The sequence below is a fragment of the Pseudomonas sp. LBUM1657 genome, from assembly GCF_059716075.1.
The window spans coordinates 5,763,825-5,779,518 of sequence record NZ_CP166799.1 but is presented as its reverse complement, the minus strand read 5'-3'; the positions used below and the strand labels follow the sequence as shown (position 1 = coordinate 5,779,518).

Annotated in this window: 17 protein-coding genes; 3 read left to right on the top strand and 14 right to left on the bottom strand. The window is 57.5% G+C overall.

All coding sequences use genetic code 11. The features are described from left to right. Positions 1–57 precede the first annotated feature (57 nt). The 14 genes from ACA055_RS26700 to ACA055_RS26635 all read right to left on the bottom strand — a co-directional run bounded on the left by ACA055_RS26700 (position 58) and on the right by ACA055_RS26635 (position 12,470). Positions 58–372, bottom strand: a complete 315-nt coding sequence (locus ACA055_RS26700) for a nucleotidyltransferase domain-containing protein (protein ID WP_497681311.1) — start codon at positions 370–372, stop codon at positions 58–60. Then, the gene (locus ACA055_RS26695) at positions 369–1,013 is read right to left on the bottom strand and encodes a hypothetical protein (protein ID WP_497681310.1); all 645 of its coding nucleotides are present in this window, start codon (positions 1,011–1,013) and stop codon (positions 369–371) included. Before ACA055_RS26695 ends, ACA055_RS26700 begins: the two co-directional genes overlap by 4 nt. 2 nt (positions 1,014–1,015) lie before the next feature. Further along, the gene (locus ACA055_RS26690) at positions 1,016–1,711 is read right to left on the bottom strand and encodes a hypothetical protein (protein ID WP_497681309.1); all 696 of its coding nucleotides are present in this window, start codon (positions 1,709–1,711) and stop codon (positions 1,016–1,018) included. Between the two features lie 645 nt (positions 1,712–2,356). Beyond that, on the bottom strand, positions 2,357–4,561 hold the full coding sequence (locus ACA055_RS26685; RefSeq protein WP_497681308.1) for an OsmC domain/YcaO domain-containing protein: 2,205 nt from the start codon (positions 4,559–4,561) through the stop codon (positions 2,357–2,359). 157 nt (positions 4,562–4,718) lie between these two features. Further along, complete coding sequence (locus tag ACA055_RS26680; protein WP_497681307.1) at positions 4,719–5,876, bottom strand: glutathionylspermidine synthase family protein; 1,158 nt, start codon at positions 5,874–5,876, stop codon at positions 4,719–4,721. Between the two features lie 12 nt (positions 5,877–5,888). Next, positions 5,889–6,608, bottom strand: a complete 720-nt coding sequence (locus ACA055_RS26675) for a DUF1190 domain-containing protein (RefSeq protein ID WP_438662382.1) — start codon at positions 6,606–6,608, stop codon at positions 5,889–5,891. An 18-nt stretch (positions 6,609–6,626) separates the two neighbouring features. Beyond that, positions 6,627–7,055, bottom strand: coding sequence for a DUF350 domain-containing protein (locus tag ACA055_RS26670; RefSeq protein ID WP_010467290.1), 429 nt, complete (start codon positions 7,053–7,055; stop codon positions 6,627–6,629). Positions 7,056–7,070: 15 nt separating this feature from the next. Further along, on the bottom strand, positions 7,071–7,745 hold the full coding sequence (locus ACA055_RS26665; protein ID WP_497681306.1) for a DUF2491 family protein: 675 nt from the start codon (positions 7,743–7,745) through the stop codon (positions 7,071–7,073). Further along, positions 7,732–8,766 carry an ion channel gene (locus ACA055_RS26660; protein WP_497681305.1) on the bottom strand — a complete coding sequence of 345 codons (1,035 nt, stop codon included), beginning with the start codon at positions 8,764–8,766 and terminating at the stop codon, positions 7,732–7,734. Before ACA055_RS26660 ends, ACA055_RS26665 begins: the two co-directional genes overlap by 14 nt. Positions 8,767–8,839: 73 nt before the next feature. Beyond that, complete coding sequence (locus tag ACA055_RS26655) at positions 8,840–9,403, bottom strand: rhomboid family intramembrane serine protease (protein ID WP_497681304.1); 564 nt, start codon at positions 9,401–9,403, stop codon at positions 8,840–8,842. A gap of 71 nt (positions 9,404–9,474) precedes the next feature. Then, positions 9,475–10,173 carry a PspA/IM30 family protein gene (locus ACA055_RS26650; protein WP_497681303.1) on the bottom strand — a complete coding sequence of 233 codons (699 nt, stop codon included), beginning with the start codon at positions 10,171–10,173 and terminating at the stop codon, positions 9,475–9,477. Positions 10,174–10,197: 24 nt separating this feature from the next. After that, positions 10,198–10,779 carry a YjfI family protein gene (locus ACA055_RS26645; RefSeq protein ID WP_497681302.1) on the bottom strand — a complete coding sequence of 194 codons (582 nt, stop codon included), beginning with the start codon at positions 10,777–10,779 and terminating at the stop codon, positions 10,198–10,200. A 273-nt stretch (positions 10,780–11,052) separates the two neighbouring features. Next, positions 11,053–11,877 carry an alpha/beta fold hydrolase gene (locus ACA055_RS26640; RefSeq protein ID WP_497681301.1) on the bottom strand — a complete coding sequence of 275 codons (825 nt, stop codon included), beginning with the start codon at positions 11,875–11,877 and terminating at the stop codon, positions 11,053–11,055. 38 nt (positions 11,878–11,915) lie between these two features. Further along, complete coding sequence (locus ACA055_RS26635) at positions 11,916–12,470, bottom strand: cysteine hydrolase family protein (protein WP_497681300.1); 555 nt, start codon at positions 12,468–12,470, stop codon at positions 11,916–11,918. A gap of 102 nt (positions 12,471–12,572) precedes the next feature. On the opposite strand from ACA055_RS26635, the gene ACA055_RS26630 reads away from it, so the two are divergent. From ACA055_RS26630 to ACA055_RS26620, 3 genes are all read left to right on the top strand, one after another. Beyond that, on the top strand, positions 12,573–13,568 hold the full coding sequence (locus ACA055_RS26630; protein WP_497681299.1) for a GlxA family transcriptional regulator: 996 nt from the start codon (positions 12,573–12,575) through the stop codon (positions 13,566–13,568). Between the two features lie 208 nt (positions 13,569–13,776). Next, on the top strand, positions 13,777–14,886 hold the full coding sequence (locus ACA055_RS26625) for a DUF3182 family protein (RefSeq protein ID WP_497681298.1): 1,110 nt from the start codon (positions 13,777–13,779) through the stop codon (positions 14,884–14,886). Continuing rightward, a complete protein-coding gene (locus ACA055_RS26620) occupies positions 14,876–15,634 on the top strand; it encodes an alpha/beta hydrolase family protein (RefSeq protein WP_497681297.1) in 759 nt (252 codons plus the stop codon). Before ACA055_RS26625 ends, ACA055_RS26620 begins: the two co-directional genes overlap by 11 nt. The last annotated feature ends 60 nt before the right edge of the window (positions 15,635–15,694 follow it).

Sequence of the window (15,694 nt, the reverse complement as noted above, 5' to 3'; positions counted from 1 at the left end):
CAATCGTCGGCGGATCGGCCGCTGGCCACATTCCGCAAGTCGGGTTCTCGCCTAGGATCAATCAGTATTTCGAGACGAGGGGGACGCGAAAATAACGTGGCTTTTTTGTACTCTGACCGCGTCCACCTCAGCAGCTTCGTCGTAGGTCATGAGCGCCAAATCAAGAGGTAGTAAAAAGGCATCAGGATCAATACTGCGCCGAAGCGCATCAGCTTGCTCGTCGTCCTTGCATAAAATCATCAGATCAATGTCTGAGGCACTCGCCTCGTTTCGATCTGCTGAACCAAAAAGGTGCCACTCTGTGCCGTCGGCGATCTGTCCCAGCGCCACGGCATACGTATGAAGGCTAGCGATTACACGTTCTCGGATCATTTGGCCAAGCTCACCATCAACTCTTTGAAGGTCAGAGCTTCAGCACCCATCGACTGGGCTGCCTCGGATGCACTAGAGGTAATTGAACCATAGCCACTAGACTTGACGACAATATCGAACGCACCCAGTTGTGTCCGTGCGTTACGTACATCCTCAGCGCTCATGTTGTAAGCCTCGATTACAGCAACGGTAAGAGGCTCACCGACTTTCCGCTTTACGAAAAAAACGTTCTCGTATACGTAAGAAACATCATTTACATTTTTGTGCTGAATCATTGCATTGATAAAGAATTCCATCCCCTTATTTCTATACCAGCCAACATTCTTACTACGAGCCGCCTTGGATACTTCTCCAAGAGTGCCAAAAGCTGCATTTTCCAAATGTATGCGGTGAATCGCTGAGCCTCCCCACTTTGTCTTCGAGGGCACGTTCACTACGAATTCTGGTTTCACCTTTCCGGCGAAAATAGGTTCAACATGGGAACGCTCAACCACACCCTTAACGCCCAAAACTGCGAGCAGAAAACTGCCTGCGCGATTCGATGTGATGGATAAAAAACCTTCGGGGGTACGGTCTATAGCCTCAAACTCACCCGTTGCAGCAATCTTTCCAGCAACCCAATCTATGACTTCGTCGCTCATCATCAGCCCTCTAAAATTTCTGCAAAACCTTCAGGAAAGCGTGCTGCATCTTCCCGACGACCCTCAATGTGAAAAGCTTCCAGATCATCGATATGCTGCCGAAATTCCTCTAAAAAGGATTTTTCATCAAGATTCAGGAGATGGCGATTAGCGCCGAGGATAGCGAGCATTCTTTTGCTATTCGGAAGGATACGGGTCAACATTTTCCTCTTCCATTTCTCAGCTGCGCCGCTCTCTGGATTAATGGCGTCGGCTATGTGTGGCCCGTAGTGCTTGAAGATCGTGTGGTTCTCTAACAATAGCGGTTCCACGACCTCCCGGGCCTCTTCCCTCCGCGCGAACTTTACTGCACCGAATAGGCTCAGCAGCTTGTCGGCGTGCTCACGCTTCCACCGAAGCATGGCCTCAACGGGGTATGCATCTGGAGCCTTGTCCACCATCGTGTGGCAATTTGCACACAGCATGATCAGGTTCTCGAAGGAGCCTCGCTTCTCTTTACTGAGTTCAGGTGCCGCCCGAGGGCCAGAGTCGTTGGCAGCAAATACGTGCGCCATCTCAGCGATCAGTACTGGCTCTCCAGCAGCATCCATGAAGATCGGGTTTGCGCACCCTGGGTTTTGGCAGTAGCCAGCGGATGCAGCAAAGAGCCGGCGCTGCGTGTTTGCATCTGGAGATGCCGCACCTCGGGAACAAGCCATTTCATTTCCTTGAAGATAGTTCGAACCGATATTGGATACATGTTAGAAGGCGGAAGCAAGCCGCTCGCCCGTGGGGACCCTGCGGCTGCGTATCCTGTGCAACACCTGATGCAACATTCCTACAGCGACTTGTTCGTCGCTGCGTAAAATCACCCTGCGGGCGTCGGTATGGGGCATCGGAGCGTTTGCTCGAAAAAGATAAAGCCTCTGTCGCCAGCGGCATCCTTGTTGGCGACCTTCATTTGAGCCCTTTGTCACTCCTCACCATGATGTTGGAGATGCTGAGGACGGAAGCTATGCGAGATGTGTGAGCGGAGCCGGTCGACCCTCGATGTTTGCGTGTTTAATCTCACTGCCACCTGAGTGACAAGGTCCCGACATTTGATGCGATGTAAAGCTCTCCTTTACACCCGTTGAGGGTCGATGGTTTACGTGAAGAAAAGTGGACACGTTAGAGGCCGTTTCTTTACAAATTTTGACGGGTCGGTTGGGAGAATTGGAGAATAACCAGTAAAATAGGGCATATGAAGAAGTTTGGCTGGCAAGGTTCATAGTCTTATGTGAACTACCATTCTAAGAAGCAGCTATCCAGTCAGTAACAAAAAAAAAGCGAAGCCATCTGGCTTCGCTTTTTTGTTGGCGCTATTAACTGGATAACGTCGTCACGTTGGCCCGCGCCATGTGCAGCTTTTTGTAGCTGTCGATCAGGCGCAGGTGTCTATCGAGCCCTTCCAGTTTGATGCTGGTCGGCGTCAAGCCATGGAAGCGCACACTGCCGTTCACCGAACCGATCACTGCATCCATCCGCTCGTTACCAAACATCCGACGGAAATTGGCCTCGTAGTCTTCCAGTTCCAGGTCTTCGTCCAGCTTCATCTCCAGCACCGCGTTGACGGCTTGGTAAAACAAGCCACGTTCAACGGTGTTGTCGTTGTACTGCAGGAACATCTCCACCGCCTCTTTCGCCTCTTCAAATTGCTGCAAGGCGAGATAAATCAGCAGCTTCAACTCCAGGATCGTCAGCTGACCCCAGGCCGTATTGTCGTCAAACTCGATGCCGATCAGGGAGGTGATGTCGGTGTAGTCGTCCAGCTCACTTTCCACCAGACGCTCAACCAGTGCTTGCAGTTCGTCGTCGTCCAGGCGATGCAGGTTGAGGATATCGGCGCGGAAGAACAGCGCTTTGTTGGTGTTATCCCAGATCAGGTCGTCCACGGGATAGATTTCCGAATAGTCCGGCACCAGGATGCGACATGCCGTCGCGCCGATATGCTCGTAGACCGCCATGTACACTTCCTTGCCCATGCTTTCGAGAATCCCGAACAAGGTTGCGGCTTCCTCCGCATTCGAGTTTTCACCCTGGCCGGAGAAGTCCCACTCCACGAACTCGTAATCCGATTTGGCACTGAAGAAGCGCCACGACACAACGCCGCTGGAGTCGATAAAGTGCTCGACGAAGTTGTTCGGCTCGGTCACCGCATGGCCTTCAAACGTCGGCTGGGGCAGGTCGTTGAGGCCTTCGAAGCTGCGGCCCTGCAACAATTCGGTCAGGCTGCGTTCCAGCGCCACTTCCAGGCTCGGGTGCGCGCCGAACGAGGCGAACACACCGCCGGTACGCGGGTTCATCAACGTGACGCACATCACCGGGAATTCACCCCCCAGGGACGCATCCTTCACCAACACGGGGAATCCCTGCTCTTCTAGCGCCTGAATACCGGCCAGTATGGCGGGGTACTTCGCCAGCACGCTGGCCGGCACATCCGGGAGTGCGAATTCGCCTTCGATGATTTCGCGCTTTACCGCGCGCTCGAAGATCTCCGACAGGCACTGCACCTGGGCTTCGGCCAGTGTGTTGCCGGCACTCATGCCGTTGCTCAGGAACAGGTTTTCAATCAGGTTGGACGGGAAGTACACCACCTCGCCGTCCGACTGGCGCACATACGGCAACGAGCAGATGCCGCGCTCTTCATTGCCCGAGTTGGTATCGATCAGATGGGAACCGCGCAGCTCGCCGTCGCGGTTGTAAATCTTCAGGCAGTACTCGTCGAGAATCTCAGTCGGCAGCGCGTCTTTGCGGCCAGGCTTGAACCAGCGCTCGTTCGGGTAATGCACAAACGCAGCGTTGGCGATGTCTTCGCCCCAGAACTGGTCGTTGTAGAAGAAGTTGCAGTTGAGTCGTTCGATAAACTCGCCCAACGCTGACGCCAACGCGCCTTCCTTGGTCGCACCCTTGCCGTTGGTAAAGCACATCGGTGAGTGCGCGTCGCGGATATGCAGCGACCACACGTTGGGCACAATATTGCGCCACGAGGCGATTTCAATCTTCATGCCCAGGTCCGCCAGAATGGCAGACATGTTGGCGATGGTTTGCTCCAGCGGCAGATCCTTGCCGGCGATATAAGTGCTCGCCTCGGAGTTAGAAGCAGGCATCAGCAACGCCTGGGCATCGGCGTCGAGGTTTTCCACCTCTTCGATCACAAACTCGGGCCCGGCTTGCACCACTTTTTTCACGGTGCAACGGTCGATGGAACGCAGGATGCCCAAGCGGTCCTTGTCGGAGATGTCCGCAGGCAGCTCGACCTGAATCTTGAATATCTGGTTGTAGCGGTTTTCCGGATCAACAATGTTGTTCTGCGACAGGCGGATGTTTTCGGTGGGAATACTGCGAGTGTCGCAGTACAACTTCACGAAATAAGCCGCACACAAAGCCGATGAAGCGAGAAAGTAATCGAACGGACCAGGTGCCGATCCATCGCCCTTGTAGCGGATAGGCTGATCGGCCACGACTGTGAAGTCATCGAACTTTGCTTCAAGCCGAAGGTTGTCGAGAAAGTTGACCTTGATTTCCATGGGGGATTACCAGAATAACGGGCTAGACGAATTGGCTGCCATTATCCGGCTTTTCAGTCGTAAGTCTTGTCGTTGTCTAGTCCGGAGCCTGGGTTACACCGGTTTCACCCTAAAGCCCGATGCATGGCAACGGGCTTTTTTGTGGGCGAGGGGTTTATCAGTCGAGGATCAGGTGCGGCAGAAACCGGCTCGAATCCTTGGTGATCAAACTGTTGTCTTCCCGTACGCCGATGCCGGCGGCCTGGTCGCCAATCACCCATGAGCCGACCAACGTGAAGCTGTCGCCAAACTTCGGCAGCGGGGCAAACTCCTGAAGGATAAACGGCGCATCGGTATAGGGGCCGTCCTCTTTCACGGTCAGACCGTCAGCGGTTTGCAACTCGATGTTGGCGCCTTCCCGCGAGAAGAACGGTTTGCGCACCCAGCCCTTGGGCACCGCTGTGTTCGGATTGGTATCCAGGTGGGTGGCGAGCAGGTTCGGGTGACCTATGTTGAATTCCCACAGCAGCGACAGGATGCCCTTGTTGGAGATGATCGATTTCCAGGCCGGCTCGAAAAATTGCGTATCGCTCTGGGCAATCGCTGCGCCGAACGGTTCGTGGAAGATGAACTCCCAGGCGTGCAGTTTGAACAGGTGAGGAATCCAGCGATCTTCGAGGTCGACGAAACGTCCGTCACTGGTCAGGCCGATGTCTTCGATATCGATGTGGCGTGATTCGATGCCGACCTTTTCCGCCACCAGGCGCAGGTAGTCGGTGGTGCCCTTGTCTTCGACCGAGTCTTTCATCGAGGCAAAATAGAAGGGTTGCTTGAGCTGCAATTGAGCGAAGGCCTGATGCAGTTTGGTGTCGATGCTGTTGAACTGGTCGGCGTGCTTGGGCAGCAAGCCGCGTTCGATGCATTGCTCCAGCCAGCCCCACTGAAACGCCGCCGCCTCATACAGGCTGGTCGGCGTGTCGTAATTGAGTTCCAGCAACTTGGCGGGCCCGGTGCCGTTGTAGGAAAAGTCCATGCGCCCGTACAGGTGCGGGTGACCCTCGAGCCATGAGGTGCGCACCATGTCGAAAAATGGCGCGGGAATGCTCAGGCGCTCCAGCAACTCCTCGCTCTGCACCACGCGGGCCACCAGGTCCATGCACATCTCATGAATCTCGGTGGTCGGGTCTTCGAGATCGTTCTCGATCTGCTTGAGCGAGAACTGGTAATACGCGCTCTCGTCCCAATAGGGCTCGTTGTCGATGGTGTGGAACAGAAAGCCGAGATTCTCGGCGGTCTGTTTCCAGTCAGGACGCTCTGCGCAATGGATCTTCTTCATGGCCCGGTTTCCTTAACTGCTCGATCCGCCGCCGCCCCAGCCGCTGCGTGCGCTGGCCTTGCTGCCGAAACCGCCACGGGAGGTGGACGAGGCAACGGAAACCGGCTTGCTGGTAGAAGAGCGGACGGAGTCGGCGTAGTTGCTGCTGCCGTACCGCGCCTGATTGGACTTGGTAAACGTCGAGCCCTTGGCAATCCGCTGGCTGAGCGTCGAGTTCGAGTAGCTGCCGCGATCATCGCGATAGCGGTACACCGGCTCCGAGTAGTAGCTGTTGCGGTTGCTGCTCAGCATGTTGCCGATCAGCAGGCCGGTTAGCAGGCTGCTGGTGGAGAAGCCCGAACCGCCCGTGTTCGCCGTTTCCGAGGCGGGTAATTGCGCCTTGGCCGCGTCCACCTGGGATTGCGTCACCTGGCCATCGGCGGTCAGTTCGAAACCGCCGAGCTTGGGGATGAACTTGCCGGCGGAATCCTGCTGGCACCAGTCGGCGACAAAGTCGGCATCGCAATCGGCCTGGCTGTCGTAAACCGGCGCAATGCGGCGATGCTCGGCCATGGCCGTCATGTAGGCGTCCGAGCAGACGTCCACCGGGAGCTTTTCATCGGCACACTGCTGAACGGACTGGAAGTTGTACTTCTTCTGCACCGCGTAGGTTTTTTCCGTCGGCCCGCAGCCTGATATCGCCATGGCGACCGACGCTGCCAGCGAAAGCTGAACGTACTTGCTTCGTTTCATCGGGATCTCCGGGCGCAATCAGTTCTGGGAAGGAGTCATGCACGCGGCGTTCAGCATGCCGACGCTGATGGCGACGGCTGCCACGTAGATGCCCGCCGCGATTTCACCTTTCTTGATGCGCTCGGAGGTGCCTTTGAGCACCAGGCTGGTCACCAGGAATGCCAGCAATTGAACGAGGGCTGCGATGACCGCCCAGACGACGAAGTCGAGAATGCTGATCGAGTAGGCAATCACGTTGCTCGCCGGAATGGCGAAACCGATGATGGCGCCGCCGAGGGCGATGGCGGCGGCCACGTTGCCGGAACGGATCAGTTCGAATTCCTTGTGCGGGGTGATGCGGGTGTAGATGAACTGGAACAGCGCGAACAGCACGGCGGCACCGAGGATGTACGAGACAAACCCGAACACGGCGGCTTTGTTCAGGGAAATGGAGAGTGCTTCTAGCATGGACTTCTTCCTTTTTTAAAACGTATTCAGGTCGGTTGTGTACAGCGAGATGCCTAGCGACGTACTCAAGCTGATGGTGCCTTCGGCATCCTCTTCGACGGAAAACAGCAGGAATTCCCGGCGATCGGTCAGGCCGGTTTCGCGGGCGTACAGCATCGAACGGTGCTCGATGCTGTAGGACTCATTCGGATTGCTCAGGCGTTCGCTCAACGCCACCAGTTCCGTCTGGCCGGCCTCGGTGCCCCATTCGCGGGTGTACTCGACACCGTTGTGGTTGTAGGTCGGCAGGCCGATCAAGCTTTGAGGGCCGGCCAGTCGGCGCAACTCCGCTTCACTGTTGATGGTGACGTAACTGAGGTAATTGAACAGGATCACCGACTCGACCTGTCCGGCGATGTCGCCGCTGGTGTGCACTTGCAGCCAGAAGTCTTCGTCGTTCATGTAATAACGCGACAGCCAGTTCGACTGCCCCAGATCAACAGCCCCAGCGCTCCAGATCTGTTGGGAGCCAGGGATGACCACACTAGTGTTGCCGTCGAGCAACAACTTCAGGGTGGTGTCGAACATCACCTCTTTGCCAAATGCCAGACCCAGCGGACCGATGGCGGGCAGGGTTTCGTTGGCTGTCCATTTCGATTCCGTATTCGCTTTCGGGGCCTCAAGCCCCATCAACTGTTTAAACCATCCCATTGGTGATTTCCTTGAGGCGAGTGGAGGCGATGTAGAAGAGTTCGCCGCCCTCAACGCGGGTGGTGCCGGGCGGGTTGATCGAAGGGTGTCGGGCGCCTTTGGCGCGGTAACCGATAAGGGTCGCGTTGTGATGCTCTTTCATCTGTGTATACAGATCGCCGAACGTTGCTTCAAAAGCCTCGGGCAGTTTCATCAGGTACTGGGTGGCGCCTTGACCCACGCACAGCAATTCATTGATGACCACTGACGAGCCCGGATCCTGAGAGGCGCGCACCAACATCTCGATGGCCATGCTTGAGGTGCACTCCAGGCTGGGCGCGTAGGCGCTGGCGAGCGCGGCGACTTCACTGTCATTGAAGTGGGCGACCACATGCCCGACAGGGCTCAGTTGATTGATCGCCAGCACGGTGGCCAGGGACAGATCGTCTGAATGGGTTCGCACCAGGACGCGCTCGGCACCGGGAACGCCGGCACGCAGCAAAAGTGCGGCAGAGGACAGACTTTCGCCTTTGATAAAATCTGCTTTGCCCGGCATGGGGTTTTCTTCGAGGTCGCAATCGCAAATGACGATCAGGTTGTCATTGGACGTTTCGTCCTGCAGCAGTAATTCAATGACTCGCTCGCTGGATGCGCCTTCCCAGCCGATGAGAACGGTGTGACCGACCTTGCCGGTGAAATCACCTTTGCCCTTCATGCTTTTTCTCCATACATCAATGACGCTGCTGGTGGTTTTGCCGATAGCTGCCGTCAGCAGCGCAATGCCCCCGAGCATGACCCAGGTAGCCACGAAAACCCGTCCCGCCGAGGTTTGGGGCGCAAGATCGCCGTAACCGACCGTCAGCGTGGTGGTGAGGTAGAAATAGGTAAATGTGGCGGGGGCGGTGAGATGTTGTTCGCCCAGAAGCACCAGGCCGAGCCAGGCCGTGCTCAGGTGGATGCCCAAGGCAATCGCCAGTCCCGCCCAGCCGAAACGGTGGAAGAAGGACGAGGCATACACGCGTAATAAAAGAAAAATAGACATGACGTCCCTGACTCCGTGGGATGACTCGTTCCTGGCAATGCGCAGGCCTGAACCCCTGAACGTTCAATTGCCGTTACCGGGCGGCATTAAACCTGTTGCCGGGCGCCGAGAGAAGTACCTTGGCTGCAATAAATCCGGCGAATGCCCCGGCGATATGGCCTTCGAAGGAAACCCCCTGGCGCGGAAGGAAACCAAGCACCAGTCCGCCATATAGCAGGGCGACAACCGCGGCCGTGATCAAGTTACCCCAACTGTGCTGGAACCAGGCTCGCGACAGAATGTACGCCCACAGCCCGAACACCCATCCGCTGGCACCGATGTGCATCCCGGAAAAACCGAACAGCCAGACCAGCAAGCCGCCCAGACCAATGATGATCGCGCTCACGGCGATGAAGCGATTGAGGCCATCGACAATGACCAACGTGCCGAGGATCAAAAAGGGAATCAGGTTGGCGCTCAGGTGCGCAAAGGACGCGTGCAGAAAAGGCGAGGTAATGATACCGAGCAGCCCGTGCGATGTCCTCGGGACCAGGCCAAATGCAACAAGGCTGTAGCCAGTCGCGGTGTTGAGTACTTGCAGCGCGACCATGAGGATTGCCAGGCCGGCAATTGTCTTGAAACCCTTCAGGGCATTCATCCTTGACCTCTACTCGACAAAAAAAGGAAGGGCAATGAATGCCCTTCCTGTTCAGCTTGTGCCCGGCCCGGTTACTCGGCTGATTTTTTCTTCAGGCGATCCAGGATTGCGTTGGCGCTGCCCGAATCCGGGGTAATGCCGGCTTCGCGCAGTTTGCGTTCCAGATCAGTGCCGGTCGATGCATCGGCCAGTTGATCCTGGGCTTCCAGTTCAGCGGCGCGTTGCTGCTGCTTGGCCTGCAGGCGGTTCAGCGTACCGACGGCGGTTTCCAGTTTGCCATTGGCGCCGCCACTGGCGATCGAAGCGCTGACCTGGGCTTTCTGGACGCTTTCGCGAGCCTTGGCCATGTCCACTTGCTGGCGCAGGCTTTTGATGCGGTTTTCGGCCTTGGTGATGTCTTTGCGCATGTTGTCCGCGTAACCGCCGAATTCGGTAGCCTGCTTTTGCTCGACATCCAGTTCATTGGTCAGGGTCGAAATGGCTTCGGCCACTTCCAGTGCCAGGTCTTCACGGTTGGCCTGGATCGCGGCCATGGCCTTGGATTCCAGGTCCTTGATCTTGGCGTTGTACTCGCTGACGCGATCGGCCGACAGTTTGTGCTTGGCCATGATGGTGATCAGCTCACGCTTGGCGTTGGCCAGGGCGCTGTCGGCATCGCGAATTTCCTGATCGAGGATGCGCAGGGCCTGTTGATCGGCAATCGATTCGCCGACTTCATTGGCACCGCCACGCAGCGCGGTGAACAATTTGCTCCAGATGGACTGAGTCATTGGATATTCCCTATTCCCGAAAAATTAATTGAAGAAACGTTCGAAGGCTTCGCTGGCGCGCTGGACGTTGTCGACGAGGGTTTTGACCTCGGTCACGATGTTGGTCAGGCTGGAGTCGGAGCTCAGCGCGCCGAACATGTTGTAAACGACCTGCCCGTTGGGCATGGACTCGATCCCGATCGAAGACAGTGGGAACATTTCCCGGCTGCGCAGAACGGCATCATTGAAGGCCGGTACGTCGTTGATCGACTCGACGTCGACCAGCACGGTGTCGACGATGATCTGTTCGCCAACCACCGCGATGTAAATCGGCAAGCCACCGAAATCGTTCATTTCCAGCTTGATGCTGGACTCGGAGCCTTGAACGAGGGAGAGGGTGATGTCGTTCGAGACGACTTCGTCCAGGGCCTTGAGGGCGTTGAAGAGGCTATCAATGTTCCAGTTATTACCTGCGCTCATGTAATTCTCCGACATGAATGAGCCAGCCATAATCGGTTGGCGTAGCTGTTGCTCCATCTGCTTGAGCAGGCTTCGGTTTTCGGGAAGCACCCAAGTCTCGTGTTTCACATAACCGGCGGCACTCAGGCCCGCGCGCATCTGCTTCATGTAAAAGCTCGACGGTTTTTTCGCGGACGGTTTCGAGCGCTCTCCCTTTTGGCTTGCTGAATCGGATACAGGCCCGGTAGACGGGCCTGATGGAGAGCGGCTTTTCATGCTGGTGACTCCGTTGTGAAATCTCACGCGTGAGAAACACTACAGGCAATGTTTGCGAGTCTCAATAGCTCACGCGTGAGATTTTGTGACGGTCATCCAGGTATAACGAAAGAAGGCCAGTAGCGTGCGAACACGACTGGCCTTTTGATTGTTTCCGAGATTTGTTCAGCGCTTGGCGAACGCCAGCATATCTGCATTGACCTGCTCTTTATGCGTATCCGTCAGCCCATGCGGCGCTCCGGGATACACGATCAACTCGGCATGCTCGATCAACCGCTTGCTCTCCAGTCCCGCAGCCTGAATCGGCACGATCTGGTCGTCATCGCCGTGAATGATCAGGGTCGGCACATCGAATTTCTTCAGGTCCTCGCGGAAGTCGGTTTCCGAGAATGCCTTGATGCTGTCCAGGGTGTTTTTGTGGCCGCCCATCATGCCTTGCATCCAGAATGAGTCAATCAGCCCTTGCGACGGTTTCGCGCCGGGGCGGTTGAAGCCGAAGAACGGGCCGCTGGCGACGTCCTTGTAGAGCTGCGAACGGTCGGCGATGGAGCCGGCGCGGATGCCGTCGAACACTTCGATCGGTAAGCCTTTGGGGTTGGTGTCGGTTTTGAGCATCAGCGGCGGCACGGCGGAAATCAGCCCGGCCTTGGCCAGACGCTGGGTGCCGTGGCGGCCGATGTAGCGGGCAACTTCGCCGCCACCGGTGGAGAAACCGAAGAGGATCACGTCCTTGAGGTCCAGGTGTTCGATCAGCTCGGCCAGGTCGTCGGCGTAGTGATCCATGTCGTTGCCGTCCCACGGCTGGCTTGATCGGCCATGGCCTCGACGATCGTGGGCGATGGCGCGGAAACCGTTGTTGGCGAAGTGCAGCATCTGCGATTCCCAACTGTCCGCACTCAAGGGCCAACCGTGGCTGAACACCACCGGTTGTCCGCTGCCCCAATCCTTGTAATAAAGAGTGTTGCCTTCGCGAGTCGTCAGAGTAGCCATGTCGATCATCTCCAGTGAGTTGCGTGGGTTAAGGCGTTTTAATGGTTGGCCGCCAGGAACTCGTCGGTGGACACCACGCTGGCATAGGCAAACCCCAAGGCCGACATGAAGGCGGCGTGAACGTGGGCGGCCGGAACCGTGAGACCGTTGAACTCCAGATCCCGCGAGGCACAGGCGTCGTGGATCACCGTGACGGTGTAGCCAAGGTCGGCGCCGGCACGGGTGATGCCATCTACACACATGTGGCTCATGCTGCCGACCACTACCAGTTCCTTGATGTCTTGCTGGTCGAGGATTGACTGTAGTTCGGTTTCGCGGAACGAGTTGACGAAGTGCTTGAGCACCACCGGCTCATCAGCGCGGTTGAGGACTTTGGGGTGCAGCTTGGCGCCTTCGGAGCCCGGAGTGAAAAACGGCGCTTCGTGAGAGGTGAATTCGTGGCGGATGTGCACCACCGAATCACCGGCGTCGCGAAAGGCTTTGATCAGGCGAACGGCGTTGTCCGCAGCGGCATCAGCGCCAGCCAGCGGCCACTTGCCTTGGGGGAAGTAGTCGTTTTGGATATCGACTACGATGAGTGCTTGCTTGGCCATGACTGTTTCCTCGAAGTGCGGGTTGGGTGTGGAATGAAGTATTGGCTTTGGCAGGCCGTCCGAGGATTGGCCGCACCGACAATAGAAGGGGGAAAACTGACAATGGACGCACAAAGGGCAATCGCTGAACTGGGCGTGCTGATCTATCCCGGCGCGCAGATGGCTGCGGTGCACGGGTTGACGGACCTGTTCGGTGTGGCCAACCGGATTGCCGCCGAGCATGAGGCCGTGCAGTTGCCGCTGTTGCGGATCAGCCATTGGCAGATGAATGGCGATCAGGCGCCCGAGCGGGTCTACGACAGTCATCCCGGTCGGGACGGCGCATTGGTGGCGGTGTTGATTCCGCCGTCGATTGCAGGGTTTACCGAAGGCCAGGCGCCGCAGGGTTTGATCCGCTGGCTTCGTCAGCAACACGCGAACGGCGCGACCCTCGGCGGCGTTTGCGTAGGCTCGTTGCTGTTGGCCGAAAGCGGCCTGCTCGACGGCCGCAGCGCCACCACCCACTGGACCTCGGCCAAGACTTTCGCCGAATGTTACCCGTCCATCAAGCTGAAGGCCGATACCCCCATTGTCGACGACGGCGACCTGATTACCACGGCTGGGTTGATGGCTTGGTCCGAACTGGGTTTGCGTTTGGTGGACCGTCTGCTGGGGCCGAGCATCGCCACCGGCACCGCGCGTTTTCTGGTGGTGGAACACAGCGACAGCGCGAGCGAGTGCGGCAGCAACTTTTCACCGATTCTCAATCATGGCGACGCGTCGATTCTCAAGGTCCAACATTGGCTGCAAAGCACTGGGGCGACCGATGTGTCGCTGACGGCGATGGCCGAGCGGGCAGGGCTGGAAGAGCGCACCTTCCTGCGTCGATTCCGCGCGGCGACCGGGTTGAAACCCACGGAATACTGCCAACACCTGCGAGTCGGCAAGGCTCGGGAAATGCTCGAATTCACCAACGGCACCATCGATCACATTGCCTGGACCGTGGGTTACCAGGACCCGAGCGCGTTTCGGGCGACGTTCAAAAAGATCACCGGGCTGGCGCCGAGTGATTATCGGGCGCGGTTTGGGGTGACACCGACTACAGTCGTGGCTCGGTAGTCAGCACCAAGCCCGCTCCCACAGGGATAGTGGTGAGGTCGTGCAAAATGCAGGAGATGAAATCGCAGTCGTGCAGAATCAAACAGGCCAAGTGCCATCATTCTTTGCGCAACTGGCTGATTTAAAAATCGTTTCACTCCAGCGTCCCTTGGCCTGATCTCTGCACCTCTCCAATTACATTCATCAAACGCTGATTGAAGGGGAACGCATGACCCCAACAAATCGCAAGAAACTGGTAGTCGCCCATTCGGTGCGCGCCGACGCGCCGCAGCATGAAGTCGAAACCAATCGCGCACTGGCCCGCTGGCTGGCGCAGATTCTGGGGCTCAAGTTCGGCGGCAGTTACGACCCCGAACTTCACAACGGCCGCGACCTGTATTTGTTGCCGACCCAGACGCTGGTGGGGGCGGCTGTCGCCCGGCAACTGGGCGTCAAAGGGCCGGAAGATATGTGGGGCGGGTACGTCGACCATGATTTCATCTGCACCAAAGCCATCAGTCACGGGTTGCGTAATAAATATGCTTACGCGCCGGAAGGCTGGTCGCCATTGTTCTCCGAGCGCGTGCGCAGCGTGGTGCTCGATGGCCTCAGCGTGTTCTCCCTTGATGATGCGCGACCTGCGGCAGAGCACCTGCTCTACAGTGGCCCGATCCGCCTCAAGCCGATCCATGCCTGCGCCGGACGTGGGCAGGAAGTGATTGAAAGCCTCGATCAGTTCGATGCCATCCTCGCCAGGCCTGAGGCGAAAACGCTGTTCACCGAAGGCGTGGTGCTGGAACAGGACCTCGACAAAGTGATTACCCACAGCGTCGGCCAGAGTTTTATCGGCGACAAAGTGCTGAGTTATTGCGGTGATCAATACTTGACCGAAGACGGTCAGGGCGAGCAGGTTTATGGTGGTTCCAACCTGCTGGTGGTGCAGGGTTACTACGACGATCTGCTTGAGCTGGAGCTGCCAGACGATGTGCGATTGGCCATCCAGCAAGCGCAGGTGTTCGACAACGCAGCGGATGAGGCCTATCCCGGTTTCTACGCCTCGCGGCGCAACTACGACATAGCACAGGGCCTGGACAGTAACGGCAAACTACGCAGCGGCGTGCTCGAACAATCCTGGCGCATGGGTGGGGCCAGCAGTGCCGAAGTGGCGGCCTTGCAGAGTTTTGTCAACGATCCGGGGATGCGTGCGATCCGGGTGTCTTCGGTCGAGACCTACATCGATCAACCGTTGCCGGTGGACGCCATCGAGGTGTATCGCGGGCCGGCGCAAAACAGTGACTTTCTTCTCAAGTACGTAACGGTCAAATCCTATGACGGCTAGAAGCGAAACCATTGAGATCGACATCGACGACGAACAGATGACCGGGACCTTTCTCAGTCCTAAATCAAAAGTCCCTGGCGTGCTCTTCGTGCACGGCTGGGGCGGCAGTCAGGAGCGGGATCTGGAGCGGGCCAAAGGCATCGCCGGCCTGGGATGTGTGTGCCTGACGTTCGACTTGCGCGGGCACACCGGCGGGACGGGGATTCCGTTGTCCAGGGTGACGCGGGAAGATAATTTGCGCGACCTGTTGGCGGCGTATGACCGCTTGCTCGCTCACCCGGCGCTCGACACGTCGGCGATTGCCGTGGTCGGCACCAGTTATGGCGGTTATCTGGCCTCGATCCTGACTTCTTTGCGCCCCGTTCGCTGGCTGGCGCTGCGGGTGCCGGCGCTGTATCGCGACGACTTGTGGCACACACCCAAGCGTGAACTGGACAAGGTCGATCTGCGCGATTACCGCAGCACGCTGGTCCGCGCCGACAGTAATCGTGCGTTGCATGCGTGTTCGCAATTTACCGGGGATGTGTTGCTGGTGGAGTCCGAGATCGATGACTATGTGCCCCACGCGACCATCATGAGTTACCGCGCCGCTTGTCAGCAGACGCACTCCCTGACTCATCGCATTATCGACGGATCCGATCACGCATTGAGCACGCCCGTTGCGCAGCAGGCCTATACCTCGATCCTGGTGGGCTGGATTACTGAAATGGTCGTGGGCGAGCGGTTGAGCATTATTCAATCGAGCTGAGAGTTGCTCCCACATTAGACCGCGATCAACTGTGGGAGCGGGCTTGCTCGCGAAGGCGTC

Bases quoted from the DNA above. Each gene is read 5' to 3' on its own strand.
- ACA055_RS26620 (WP_497681297.1), top strand. From the start codon at position 14,876: ATGACGGCTAGAAGCGAAACCATTGAGATCGACATCGACGACGAACAG.
- ACA055_RS26670 (WP_010467290.1), bottom strand. From the start codon at position 7,055: ATGCTAGAAGCACTCTCCATTTCCCTGAACAAAGCCGCCGTGTTCGGG.
- ACA055_RS26665 (WP_497681306.1), bottom strand. From the start codon at position 7,745: ATGGGATGGTTTAAACAGTTGATGGGGCTTGAGGCCCCGAAAGCGAAT.
- ACA055_RS26625 (WP_497681298.1), top strand. From the start codon at position 13,777: ATGACCCCAACAAATCGCAAGAAACTGGTAGTCGCCCATTCGGTGCGC.
- ACA055_RS26645 (WP_497681302.1), bottom strand. From the start codon at position 10,779: ATGAAGCAGATGCGCGCGGGCCTGAGTGCCGCCGGTTATGTGAAACAC.
- ACA055_RS26650 (WP_497681303.1), bottom strand. From the start codon at position 10,173: ATGACTCAGTCCATCTGGAGCAAATTGTTCACCGCGCTGCGTGGCGGT.
- ACA055_RS26685 (WP_497681308.1), bottom strand. From the start codon at position 4,561: ATGGAAATCAAGGTCAACTTTCTCGACAACCTTCGGCTTGAAGCAAAG.
- ACA055_RS26640 (WP_497681301.1), bottom strand. From the start codon at position 11,877: ATGGCTACTCTGACGACTCGCGAAGGCAACACTCTTTATTACAAGGAT.
- ACA055_RS26635 (WP_497681300.1), bottom strand. From the start codon at position 12,470: ATGGCCAAGCAAGCACTCATCGTAGTCGATATCCAAAACGACTACTTC.
- ACA055_RS26690 (WP_497681309.1), bottom strand. From the start codon at position 1,711: ATGGCTTGTTCCCGAGGTGCGGCATCTCCAGATGCAAACACGCAGCGC.
- ACA055_RS26695 (WP_497681310.1), bottom strand. From the start codon at position 1,013: ATGAGCGACGAAGTCATAGATTGGGTTGCTGGAAAGATTGCTGCAACG.
- ACA055_RS26680 (WP_497681307.1), bottom strand. From the start codon at position 5,876: ATGAAGAAGATCCATTGCGCAGAGCGTCCTGACTGGAAACAGACCGCC.
- ACA055_RS26630 (WP_497681299.1), top strand. From the start codon at position 12,573: ATGGACGCACAAAGGGCAATCGCTGAACTGGGCGTGCTGATCTATCCC.
- ACA055_RS26655 (WP_497681304.1), bottom strand. From the start codon at position 9,403: ATGAATGCCCTGAAGGGTTTCAAGACAATTGCCGGCCTGGCAATCCTC.
- ACA055_RS26675 (WP_438662382.1), bottom strand. From the start codon at position 6,608: ATGAAACGAAGCAAGTACGTTCAGCTTTCGCTGGCAGCGTCGGTCGCC.
- ACA055_RS26700 (WP_497681311.1), bottom strand. From the start codon at position 372: ATGATCCGAGAACGTGTAATCGCTAGCCTTCATACGTATGCCGTGGCG.
- ACA055_RS26660 (WP_497681305.1), bottom strand. From the start codon at position 8,766: ATGTCTATTTTTCTTTTATTACGCGTGTATGCCTCGTCCTTCTTCCAC.